The organism is Rhizobium rhizogenes NBRC 13257, assembly GCF_000696095.1.
GTDB classification, from domain to species: domain Bacteria; phylum Pseudomonadota; class Alphaproteobacteria; order Rhizobiales; family Rhizobiaceae; genus Rhizobium; species Rhizobium rhizogenes.
Genome location: NZ_BAYX01000008.1, coordinates 1 through 12011, shown reverse-complemented (window position 1 = coordinate 12011; position 12011 = coordinate 1). Strand labels below are relative to the sequence as shown.

Annotated in this window: 11 protein-coding genes; 4 read left to right on the top strand and 7 right to left on the bottom strand. The window is 59.5% G+C overall.

Features of this window, described 5'->3' with window-relative positions:
• Positions 1-159: 159 nt before the first annotated feature.
• The 5 genes from RRH01S_RS18675 to RRH01S_RS18655 form a co-directional block, all read right to left on the bottom strand.
• Complete coding sequence (locus RRH01S_RS18675) at positions 160-609, bottom strand: Ros/MucR family transcriptional regulator (RefSeq protein ID WP_034520463.1); 450 nt, start codon at positions 607-609, stop codon at positions 160-162.
• Positions 610-727: 118 nt separating this feature from the next.
• A complete protein-coding gene (locus RRH01S_RS35240; RefSeq protein ID WP_012650721.1) occupies positions 728-1318 on the bottom strand; it encodes a helix-turn-helix domain-containing protein in 591 nt (196 codons plus the stop codon).
• Positions 1315-2097: an EAL domain-containing protein gene (locus RRH01S_RS18665; RefSeq protein ID WP_007703124.1), complete on the bottom strand. Its 783-nt coding sequence runs from the start codon at positions 2095-2097 to the stop codon at positions 1315-1317. The genes RRH01S_RS35240 and RRH01S_RS18665 overlap by 4 nt, the downstream gene beginning before the upstream one ends.
• A gap of 353 nt (positions 2098-2450) precedes the next feature.
• A complete protein-coding gene (locus RRH01S_RS18660) occupies positions 2451-3317 on the bottom strand; it encodes a sugar phosphate isomerase/epimerase family protein (protein WP_234711711.1) in 867 nt (288 codons plus the stop codon).
• A gap of 231 nt (positions 3318-3548) precedes the next feature.
• A complete protein-coding gene (locus RRH01S_RS18655; protein ID WP_110924644.1) occupies positions 3549-5426 on the bottom strand; it encodes an adenine deaminase in 1878 nt (625 codons plus the stop codon).
• A 272-nt stretch (positions 5427-5698) separates the two neighbouring features.
• Between RRH01S_RS18655 and RRH01S_RS18650 the strand changes: the two genes are divergently transcribed.
• From RRH01S_RS18650 to RRH01S_RS18635, 4 genes are read left to right on the top strand one after another with little or no spacing between them, the layout of a single operon-like run.
• Positions 5699-6739 carry an ABC transporter substrate-binding protein gene (locus tag RRH01S_RS18650; protein ID WP_007703133.1) on the top strand — a complete coding sequence of 347 codons (1041 nt, stop codon included), beginning with the start codon at positions 5699-5701 and terminating at the stop codon, positions 6737-6739.
• Positions 6740-6779: 40 nt separating this feature from the next.
• Complete coding sequence (locus RRH01S_RS18645) at positions 6780-7604, top strand: ABC transporter permease (protein ID WP_042473590.1); 825 nt, start codon at positions 6780-6782, stop codon at positions 7602-7604.
• A 2-nt stretch (positions 7605-7606) separates the two neighbouring features.
• Entirely contained in the window at positions 7607-8395 is a 789-nt protein-coding gene (locus tag RRH01S_RS18640) for an ABC transporter permease (RefSeq protein WP_042473588.1), read from the top strand.
• 6 nt (positions 8396-8401) lie between these two features.
• Complete coding sequence (locus tag RRH01S_RS18635; protein ID WP_007695269.1) at positions 8402-9460, top strand: ABC transporter ATP-binding protein; 1059 nt, start codon at positions 8402-8404, stop codon at positions 9458-9460.
• An 87-nt stretch (positions 9461-9547) separates the two neighbouring features.
• Here the strand turns inward: RRH01S_RS18635 and RRH01S_RS18630 are convergent, their stop codons facing one another.
• Positions 9548-11491: a methyl-accepting chemotaxis protein gene (locus RRH01S_RS18630; RefSeq protein ID WP_042473584.1), complete on the bottom strand. Its 1944-nt coding sequence runs from the start codon at positions 11489-11491 to the stop codon at positions 9548-9550.
• A gap of 326 nt (positions 11492-11817) precedes the next feature.
• Positions 11818-12011, bottom strand: a 194-nt coding sequence (locus RRH01S_RS34675) for a hypothetical protein (RefSeq protein WP_210165234.1), incomplete at its 5' end; no start/stop codon positions are given.

Below are 12011 nucleotides of genomic sequence, written 5' to 3'. Positions count from 1 at the left end.
TTGGGCTGTGGCATAATGCACAAAAGACAATGGCGCCCCCTCGTAGGGCGCCATTGTCTTTGTCGCTTCCCATCGAAAACGGAACCGCCGCAACGTCACTTGCAACGGAAAGCACACAATCCCGTTTTAAAATCCGTTCGGACTTTCGAGGTCTCCACGCTAGCGGACACTATCTTTCTTGTTGCCATTGGCACCAAGGCCAGAGAGCTTGGCGAGCTCCGAGCGGCGGTTGGCATAATTCTGCGCCACCATCGGATAGGTGGGAGCAAGACCCCATTTCTGGCGATACTCCTCGGGCGTCATGCCATAGTGAACGCGCAGATGGCGCTTTAGCGTCTTGAAGCGTTTGCCGTCCTCAAGGCAGATGATGTAGTCGTTAGTCACCGATTTCTTGAGATCGACGGCCGGCACCGGCTTTGACCGCTCCACCGACGGTGTTGTCCCGTCCAGGGTCTGCAACGCCTCGTGCACATCCGTGATCAGCTTGGAAAGACTACCGATGGGGACGGTGTTGTGGCTGACATAGGCAGAAACAATCTTGACGCAGCCATCGGACAGGCTGCTTGCCTGAAGTTGGGTCAGGTCTTTTTTGCTGCTGAAAGCGTCCATGATCGTTTCCCGAATCTCATTTGGTCCGGCGTGCTTCGCCTCGCGTGATTGCGTCATGTCATCATCCATGTCTTCGTCTGCGTGCGGGGATTGCCCGCTGTGTTGAGAACGTCCGCACTCATCGCCGGTCTCCTTCTGCCCTGCGCGCAACATCGGTTGTGCCTTTGGAAAGATCCTTTGCTGTGTCCGGAAAATAGACGGCCAGTTTGCGGCAGAGCGCCGTGAGGGAGATGCCGAGCATGAAGGCGGTGTGGGTGAGATTGCCGCTGCAGTGACGCAGCGTCTGGAGGATGAGCTTACGCTCGACATCTTCCATGGTCTGGCCGACAAGAATGCCGACGGCGCTGTCGATCGTGCGCGGCACAAGGTCATCGTCGCCGGCCGAAAGATGCGCGACGATCTCATCGATCAACCGCTCTTCGCTCGCCGTCGCCAGCACGATACCGGCTGTGCGGTCGAGTTCGCAAAAGACATAGAGGCCATTTTCGGCGTCGATCGTCACCCGCGCAGAGATATTGCGCGATCCGGTGCGAATGGCGATGTGTGGATCGCCCCCGCCCATGAGCGCAACCGGCGGCGTGTTGCCGGCACCGGAAAACAGGTCGCGCAACTCCTCGAACAAGACGTCGAGCCGCGCCCGCGGCTGGACGTCGCGCGCCGTCATGGCGGCTGAGAAACCATAATCCCGCGCGAAGGAAGGGCGCTTCATCGTTCACCTCCCCGCGAGCTAAATTTGCTCTTTTCCTGCCGAGGCCGCGGCAACCAGGCCGGTCGTGACAGCAGGAAGCCCTGCACATGCGTCGCGCCCGCCGTGCGCGCCGCCTCGAACTGCGCCTGCGTCTCGATGCCCTCGACCACCACCACCGGCGCGATGCAGGAGGCAAAACCGACCATATGATACAGGCTGTCGCGCCCATCACGGCCGGATCTGTTATCGCGAACAAACGACGCATCGATCTTGACGATATCGGCCGAGACCTGCAGCAGGTTTGCCGGCGTTGCGAAGCCGACACCGAAATCATCGATCGCGATGCGGCAGCCGAGCGCGCGGATCATCTTCAAGCGCTCGATGGCCGCGCCGACAAGCGGATGCGTTTCGGTAATTTCGACGACGAGCCGCGATGACAGCTCGGGATGACGGGTGATTCGGCCGAAGATATCGGCGAATCGATCCGAGGCGGAGAGATTGGCCGCAGTCAGGTTGCAGCCAAGTATAAGCGTCGTGTCCGCCGCCAGCGCGGACAGAACCATGTCCAGTATCCTCAGGTCGAGATTGAACCCGTCGTGCAATTGCGGCACGAAGCTGCTCGCCGTGTGAACGACGCCCTCGGTATCCGTCACGCGCGCCAGGCTCTCGGCATAAAGAATGTTCGAAATGTTCTCTATCTTATGGATCTGCTGTATGGCAAAGCTCAGACCGCCGCCAGCAATCGCCTTTAAAATCAGGGCGTTATGGGCGCTGTCGCTCTGCTTGCTCCTAGCGGGCATCAAGCCTCCGATGGCTGAAGGATCGACAGCGGGCGGAAATTCGATAGGGAGACCCCGCGCTTTGAAACGACGCAAGCGCGTGCGGAACATGGGATTCGTGGCACCCAAAATCCGTCTTTTTCATCTCCCAGACACCCTCCAACCCCCATGGGGTTCCCCTGCAACGAGCCGGAAATATTGCACTGAAAACGATAATCAACCCGAGGCCGACAGCGCTTTTAATATTTAGCGTTACTTTATGCTAATACACTAATAAAGCAACTCTTGCAAACATTCAATTATAGCGAGTTTTCCTTGTTATTGATTCAATTGCCGTGAAAAACGATCCATAGGGCAAGCAAGACGCGACGAATCTAGTGTGCAAAATCACTTGAAAGCTGATCGTCAGGATTGGATCGCGGCCACCAGTCTCTCTTCCGTGCCTCCTGAAGTGCCAGATCCAGTGGCGGAAGCTGCATATGCCACAGGCGCTCCCATTCCAGGCTCATGACACCAGCATAACGATCGGCGGCGAGCACGGAGAGCAACGCCGCCATCGGAAACTCGCCAGTGCCCGGAAGCGCATAGCTATAGGGCAGTTTCTCGCTTGGCTGCGAGACGCTGTCCTTGACGTGGAGGTGGCGCGTGTTGTGGCGCACCTGCTTCCAGGTCTCTACCGGATCCTGCCCTCCCTTACGCCATGTATGGTGGGTATCCCAGATCAGGGCACAATCGGGTGCCGCTTCCAGAAAACGGCCGATAGTCTCTGACCGCACCAGGACGTCATGCGTCTCCACCACCATATCCGCCGCAAAGCCCTCGCGGCGGGCCGTCTCGCGCCACCAGCCCAGCGTTGAAAAAGCCTCGGCAAGCTCTCCGGCATCGCCTGTGGTGCCGCCATCGAAAACGCGTAGCGATTTGATGCCAGCCGCTTCGGCCCAGGGAAGATAGCGCAGAAATGTCTCCTTCGCCTCCGGCGTCGCGCCGACAAGACGCAGCGACGTATTGAGAGCGCAGACGGCGACGGGAGAGCGATCGAGTGCCTGGGCCAAGCCCGCCGGCGTGCCAAACCGTTCGGTGAAATAAGCAGACAGATCGATCGTGCCGCCAAGCGCGCGAATTTCGATCGCGTCGAGACCATGGCGCGCCGCCAGGGCAAGCGCCTCGTCCAGCTCCAGCTCCGCACATCCCAATGTGGAAAATGCCAGAGTCATCCTCTGCGGCTTGAGATCGTCGGTCACCAAAGCCTCCTCCGCTTGGTTCTTCGATAGGGGCAGGCGAGGTGAATCGAGGCGGTACCTGACTTTCAGACACGTCGACTCAGCTACGGCGTTAGTAACCAAACGGATAATTACGGTATAGACCCTGAGCGTCAAGCCACCAGCGGCAATGACAATCGAACCGTCCCTCTATCGGATCATCATAGAAGCCGGTTCGAGAAGGGATATTTCATTGCAATAACTGGATATCCCCTACCAGACGATTGGATGCGTCTCTCCGGTCGCAACATTGACGAAACCCTCGGGAGCCCTTTCGGACGGCGCCACCAGAACCCAGCGCCAGGGTGCGCAGGTGAGCGTCGCGAAAGAAAGGCGTTCCGGAAAGCCCGGCCACCAGCGTGGCGAGAAGGTCGGTTCGTACATCCAGTCGATTTCGGCGCCAGCCTTATAAAGTGCCTGCATTTCCGCATCCAGCTCCTCAGCCGGACGTGCCGTCATCAGACCACCAACCTCATAGTGAACGCGGGCAACGACCTTGCCGCCGGAGACCAGCACCCAGCCACCCTGCTGTTCATTGAGCGCATTGGCGACCATTGCCATTGCCTCATCGGAGGAGCCAACGACCCAAATATTGTGCTTGTCATGCCCAAGCGTGGCGCCGAGCGCCGTATCGGGAGTGCGCGGCCCTGTGCCGAGCCAGAACATGCGGGCGACCTTGGCCTCGCCGGAGAAGCGATCGACGATCGCAAATTTGGTGACGTTGCGGTCATGGTCTCGTTGGACCGCGCCATCCGCAACCGGCAAGTCCATGGTGATGAATTCATCTGCCCAATGGAAGGGACGCAAGAGTGCTGCCTTTGCCGTCGGCGCATTCGAAGGGGCCGCAATGCGGAAATCCTCCGGCAGGACGGTCCTGTCGATTTTCACAGTCTTTGTCGCCCAATCCGGCCAGGCGATCTCGGGACGGATGCCGACAAAGCTCTTACCCTCCGAAGCCGGGCGGCCATCCGCCCAAACCTTGGCGATCGACAGTGTCTCGACATCATCCAGAAGCACGATATCGGCGAAACGGCCGGGCGCAATCGAGCCGACCCAGGGCGTCAGCCGCATGTGCCGCGCCGGATTGATCGTCACGCATTGAATGGCGATTTCCGGCGCCAGCCCGTTTTCGATGGCAAGCCGGACATTATAATCCGTCGCCCCCATCTTCAGCGTATCCGAGGCGCTGCGGTCATCCGTTACGAAGGCGATTTGCGACCAGTCGGAAAGGCCCTTCTCGATCAACCCCTTGATCACCTCGGGCAGCGAATGCGGCCGGAGCTCGATGAACAGGCCGTGGGTCAGCTTCTCCCAAATCTCCTCCAGGAACCAGCCCTCATGATCCGAGGCAAGGCCCGCGCCGGCAAAGGCATTGATTGAGGCAAGATCGCGCAAGCCGGCGCCATGTCCCTCGACGACGCCGCGCTGCTCGAAAGTAGCGCGGATCATACCCCAGAGACGGTCGTAAGCCGGATTCTCCGGATTGCTGACCGAGGGCCAATCCATCACCTCGTCGAGACCAGCCACCATTAGGCTCTCGGAAAGAAAGGCCTTCTGCTCGTCATAGCCGAAATGGCCACCACCCCACTCATAGGCGGTCGGTGGTACGGCGGAGCCGGGCAGCGGGAAGATCTTCATCGGCGAGCCGCGCCGGCGCGCCTCCAGCCAGAATTCCAGGTTGCGCGGACCATTGACGTTGGAAAACTCATGGCTTGCCTCGCAGGTCCAGGTGATGCCATGCGGCATGACCAGCGCCGCCTCCCATTCCGGGGTCAGATGCGAGCTCTCTATATGCTTGTGCGCCTCGCCGAAGCCGGGAACGGAGGCAAGATGCGGTTCGGACAGACGCTCGCTAACCTCTCCCGTATAACTGCCGGCGGGGCCGACATAGGCAATGCGCCGTCCCTTGATCACGATCTCCTGGTCCTCAAGCCAGGTGCGGCTATGGACATCCAGAAGCCGGCCGACCCTCAGCAACCTGTCAGCAGGACGCCGACCAAGCGCGGTGAGCGTCAGATCCTGTCGGATCAGCACCTCGTCGGCCGCGTTGATGAGCAGATCGTCGGGAAGATTTGTGGGCAAGGATGCCATCGGAAGAATGCCTGCGAGAAATTCGGTGGCGCGACCGTAGAACCGACGACAGAATGTGTAAAGCGCATGGCCAAAATTGCGCAAAAGCTGAATCATCTCAGCGATTTGCAAACGGGCATAGGTGAGATCTCGCCGCTCATCCCGCGCGCGACGAAGATTTACAGAAAACGTCGTTTTGCTCAATTGTTAGGCTTGTAAAGCCTATGCTCGAAAAATAGTATTCCGCCAGCCAGACACCCCACCCGATTTCACTGACGATAAGGATTTCGACCATGAAAGGCCTCACCCTGCCCCGCGTCGCGGGCCTTGCCCTCATCGCGGCGACGACCGTCGCGCTGCCGGCTTACGCCCAGGCGACGACGCTGACCATTTCCTGGTGGGGTTATAATGGCGAGAAGATGAAGGCCAACATCATCGAGCCTTTCAAGAAAGTTTGCGGCTGCGATGTCGTCTTCGAAACCGGCAACAATGCCGATCGCCTCAACAAGCTGAAGCTTCGCGGCGGCAAGGGCGTCGACGTGATTTATTTGACCGACAGCTATTCGCAGATCGGCATCCAGCAGGGGCTCTTTCAGGAAGTCGACCGCGCCAAGCTTCCGAACATCGCCGACCTCTACGATTTGGCCAAGGCGCCGCAGGGCAATTACGGCCCGGCCTATACGATCGGCCGCGTCGGCATCGTCTACGACAAGGCGAAGGTCAATCCGCCGATCACCTCCTGGAACGATCTCTGGCGCGACGATCTGAAATCCGCCGTCACGCTGCCGGGCATCACCACCACCGCCGGCCCGCTGACGGTTCTGGAAGCCGGCAAGCATGCGGGTGCCGATGCCTATGAGGATACCGACAAGGCTTTTGAGGCGATCACCGCGCTGAAGCCGAACGTCGTCAAGAACTACAATACCGGCTCCGAGCTGGTAAACCTGATCTCCACCGGCGAAGCCAAGGTGGCGCTTGCGCAGGACTTCACGCTGGCCTCGATGCAGGCCGCCGTTCCGACCATGACCTGGGCGAGCCTCAAGGAAGGCGACATGGCGACGCTTAACACCGTCAATATTCCCAAGGGTTCGGAGAATGTCGAGCTGGCGCATCAATTCATCAACTTCATTCTCTCCAAGGATGTCCAGCAGGCGGAAGCCGAGCAGGGCGTCGATGCGCCGGTCTCCACCAAGGTCGTGCTGACGCCGGATCAAGCGAAACTCTGGACCTATGGCGCCGACATGATCGCCAAGCTCGGCCGCATCGACTATGCCAAGCTGAACGCTGCCCAGTCGGACTGGATCGATCGCTGGAATGAAATCTTCGGCATGTGATGGCCTGCCCAGCGGAATTTGGCCGCACGGAATTTGACTGATGAAGCATCTTGCAAAATGGGGTTTGGCGGCGCCGGCTCTGGTCGCCGTCGTACTCTTCCTGGTCGTCCCGGTGGTCATCACGATCGCCGCGACTTTCATGGAGCCGAAGGGGGTTTTCTCGCCCTATGTCGCCTTCTTCAATAGCGGCTTTCGCCGCACGGTGCTCTATCGGACGATCGAGATCGCCCTCATCACCACGGTGATCTCGCTGTTCGTAGGCTTCATCGCCGCCTATGTGATTGCCCAGATGCCGGGCCGTGCAAAAAGCGTGATGATCATCGCCGCCGTCTTTCCGCTCCTGACCGGTGTGGTCGTGCGCTCCTTCGCCTGGCTGATCATTCTCGGCAAGAACGGCATTCTCAACACCATGCTGCTGTCGGTCGGCGCTATCAGCGAGCCGCTTTCGATGCTCTATAGCGAGGGTTCGGTGATCGTCGCCATGGTCTATCTCTTCGTGCCGCTGATGATCCTCACCCTCGTCGGCGTTCTCGAAGGCATTCCGCAGGACCTGATACAGGCCGCGACTTCGCTTGGCGCGACGCCCGCCGCGACCTTCCGCCAGGTCATCCTGCCGCTTGCCACCCCCGGCCTTATCGTCGGTGCCGTGCTGGTCTTCACTGGCAGCTTCACCTCCTATGCCACCCCGCAGCTTCTCGGCGGCGAAAAGCAGATGACGATGGGCACATTCCTCTACCAGCGCGCCATGGTGACCTTCGACTGGGTCGGCGCCTCGACCATCGCCGCGATCATGGTCGTCGTCACCATCGGTATCGTCCTGATCATGAGCCGCATCGCCCGCCGCCTCAACCCGATGGCGGTGTAAGCATGGTGCATCGTGTCCACCCTCTCCTGATCGCCTTTACCGTCTGCGTGTTCTTCTTCCTGCTGGCGCCACTGGTCATCATCATCGGCTCGGCCTTCAGCGACACGAGCTATCTGACCTTCCCGCCGCAGGGCCTGACGCTGCACTGGTTCTGGAATATCTTCGAGATCGAGGCATTCCGCACGACGGCGATCACCAGCTTCGAATTGGCTTTCCTGGGCACGGGTCTGTCGCTGCTGATGGGCATACCGGCCGCCTATGCCATCTGCCGCTACCGGCTGGAGCTGCCAAGCTGGCTTTCGACGCTCTTCATCCTGCCGATCCTGGTGCCCGAGATCGTCTTCGGCTTCTCGCTGATGAAATCAATCACCATCGGCCTCGACCTGCCGATCTTCGCAAGCCTGTTGATCGGGCACGCCCTGCTCGTCCTGCCCTATTCCGTGCGAGTGGTGAGCGCCAGCCTCGCCAGCTTCGATTTTTCCATCGAGGAAGCGGCGATCAGCCTCGGCTGCCCGCCGGTGAAGACGTTCATGACGGTCGTGCTGCCGAATATCCGCGCCGGCGTCATCGCCGCCTTCATTCTCGCCTTCATCACCTCAATCAATGACGTCTCCGTTTCGGTCTTCCTGACCGGACCGGGCATATCCACACTTCCCATCCAGATCCTTGCCCATATGGAACAGTTCTTCGATCCGACGATCGCCTCGGTGTCCGTGCTTCTCATGCTGGTCACCGTCGGCGTCATGGCGATCGTCGAAGCGACGCTGGGCCTCACCTTCCTGACAAAGTAGCCGCACGTGACCGTATCGCTTTCCATCGAAGCCATCACCGCCCATTACGGCAATACCGCCGTGTTGCAGGACCTGTCGCTGTCCATCGCCGCCGGCGAACTCGTCTCGCTGCTCGGCTCCAGCGGCTGCGGCAAGACGACAACGCTGCGCTTGGTCGCCGGTTTCCTGCAGCCGACGAGTGGCACGATCCGTCTCGGCGATCAGGACCTGACGCGGCTTCCGGCGCATGCCCGCAATATCGGGCTGGTGTTTCAGAACTACGCGCTCTTCCCGCATCTGACCGTCCTCGACAACGTCGCCTTCGGCCTGAAGCAGCGGGGCATCGCCTCAGCGGCACGTTCGAAGAAGGCGGGGGAAATGCTGGAGCGCGTCGGGCTGTCCGGCTTTGGCGACCGGCTTCCTTCGGCCCTTTCCGGCGGGCAGAAGCAGCGCGTGGCGCTTGCCCGCGCCCTTGTCATCGAGCCGCCGCTGCTGATGTTTGACGAACCGCTTTCCAATCTCGACGCCAAGCTCAGGATCGACATGCGCGTCGAGATCCGCCAGCTGCAACGCGCCAACGGCACGACATCGCTCTACGTGACGCATGACCAGGAAGAGGCCTTCTCGATCTCGGACCGCGTCGCCATCATGAATGCCGGCCGTATCATGCAGCTCGATACACCGGAAGTGCTCTATCAGAAACCGGCCAACGCCTTCGTCGCTCGCTTCGTCGGCTTCGAGAACCTACTGGCGATGCGAGTTGTTGAACGCGAGGGCACCTCCGTGGTCGCAGAAGCCAAGGGCGGCGCCAGGATCACGCTCTCGCAGAACGATTACGGAGAGATCCCCGACAACTTCCTCCTCGCCTGCCGCGCCGATGGCCTTGCAGTTCGGCGCGATGGCGCGGGCCTTCCTGCGGTGCTGGGAACAAGAACCTATCTTGGCCGAGCCTATCAATATCAATGCACGACACCCGCCGGCGATATCGTCGCCAATGGGGCTTTGACGGAACCGATGGCTGCAGGAAACGAGGCCGTGCTCGTTCCGATGCCGGAACAATGCTGCGTTCTGGCTCCGGAGCAATAGGCGGCGGCCTCATGATAAGACGACCTCTCCTTTGCCCGCGAAGCGGCGGAGGCTGAGACTATCGTCTGCTACCTTGACCCGTCTTTCTCAAAATTCTTCCCATTCGTTTTGGATATTGGCTGCGGCCGACGACCCGTTCCCGCTGACGGCAACCCGCCTTGGTCGAGGCATGGAGGTACCGCTGTCCTGCCAGGCTGGTGCAGCCAAGGCGCGTGCCGTCTGCCGAAGCGCGGATGATTGTGCCGAGGCCATGGCCTGCAGTTTGAACTGGGACACCAGATCGCGAAGCTTGGCCGCCTCCATGGCGAGGCTCGCTGAGGCCGCGGTCGATTGCTCGACCATGGCCGCGTTCTGCTGTGTGGTTTGGTCCATCGAATTAACAGCGGTGTTCACTTCGGCAAGCCCGGTGGACTGCTCCTTTGCGGATGTCGCAATCGCGTTCATATGCTGGTTGATCTCTGCGATCTGCTCGCCGATCGTCTTCAACGACGCGCCGGTGTCCATGACGAGCTTGACGCCGCTTTCAACCTCCGAAGACGACTTCTGGATCAGCCCCTTGATCTCCTTGGCCGCCTGCGCCGAACGCTGTGCCAGCTCACGCACTTCCTGAGCGACAACTGCGAAACCCTTGCCTGCTTCCCCAGCGCGCGCAGCCTCGACCCCGGCATTCAGCGCCAGAAGGTTGGTCTGGAAAGCAATCTCGTCGATCACGCCGATGATGCTGGAAATCTGCTGCGAAGACGCTTCAATACGACGCATCGCTTCCTCGGCATGCGATACGACTTCGGCGGATTTTGCGGCACTGCGATTGGCTTGCGTCGCCGCGGTGCGGGCCTCCTCGGTGCGGCTGCTCGAGTTCGACACATTGGCGGTGATCTGATCAAGGGCCGCTGCCGTTTCCTCAAGCGAAGCCGCCTGCTGTTCGGTGCGTTTGGAAAGATCGTTGGCCGCTGAGGAAATCTCCCGCGTGCCGTCATCGATCGCCGCGATACCGGTCGAGATCGCACCGAGCGCGTCTCCGAGCTGCTTGACCGAACTGTTAAAGTCCTGCCGAAGCGCTTCGAAGTCCGGCGAGAACGGTTCTTGGAGCTGGAATGCAAGGTCGCCACCGGCAAGCCGCTTCAACCCGGCTGCGAGACCGGACGTCGCGGCGCGAAGTCGCTCCGCTGCCTCTTCGTCCGCCTGCCTTCTGGCGGCGATCCGGTCGGCTTCGGCTTGCGTTCTGGCTGCCTCGGCATCCTGCTCGAGTTTCCGGTTGGCGATTGCCGCCTGGCGGAAGATTTCGACGGCCGATCCCATGGTGCCGATCTCATCCGAACGGCCGATGGCCGAACAGGCGATATCGGTGTTACCGTCTGCCAGTGCCTGCATATCATTGGACAGCATAAGGATCGGTTTGGTGACGGTCCTGCGCGTAAGCCAATAGAGGCTGAAAGAAAATAGCGCGGCCAAAGCCAGAAGAGCCTTCATGAGCGTATCGACAAGCACCTGCATATCTGCGCTGCGTTTGGCAGTCGCTTCCGACACCGAGCCTATCTGTTCTCCGGCCTGTTCCATGGCCGATTCGAGAGCGGAAAACTGATTCATAAAGTTGGGCAGCGATTTCAGAGCGGCCGTTTGATCCTTCGCGGCAAGATCGACCATCTTCGTGGCGCTATCGATATAGGTAAGAAGCGGCGCTTCGATCTTTGCCAGGACATCCTGCGTGGTCTTATCGGTTGCCAGTTTTTTGTTCGCGGCGATCATATCGTGGAACGACGTCTCATGTTCCGCCAGATCCGCTTTCACTGCATCGGCGCCTATTCCCGCCGCCGGATTGGCCGCCAGCAGCGACGCCAGCACGTCTGCGCGAAGCGCGTCGTGCATCATGTCCGCTTGCATGTGGTTGCGGAGCACCTGTGACGAACGTGCAACCTCGGCATTGTTCTGCGCCAAGGTTGTCGCCGACCACAGCCCGACGCCCGTGGCGCCCCCGGCCAAAGCGAAAATCGCCGCGCTTGCAACGATAATCTTATGCTGAATCAATGCCATGCCCGGATCCTCCGCCAATCACCAATACTAAAAATAGCCAAACAATGTTAATTATTTATCAAACATAAGTTTCGGAGATTTGGTCATTATCAGTACGGAATCTATATGCCTTGATTTTCAACATGATGATAAGCAATCGAAACTGAGTATCTTCGTTGCACATTCTCCATCTACCTCTATTAAGACTTCAAGCAGCAGCCGCATGACCTCGTCTACACCATGACATCCACAGACATATATAAAGAAATGCTTTCTGACGCATTCCTTATCTGTACAGAGTGCCGCTGACGAAACCGAAAACACCAAAGCCCGCACGAGGCGGGCTTTTATGTATTTGATTTAGTTGCCAGGCTTATCCGCGTTTGTTTTTTGGATAGTGCGCTGGACTGTGCGATCAAGCGTCGCTCGAACGCGCCTTCGGGCTTGATCAATAAATCCACCAAACTGCATTCGCCAGATGGGATAGATTCACCGCTTACATCAAGGCTATCGACGCCAGATGGGGTCTGCTTGCCGCTTA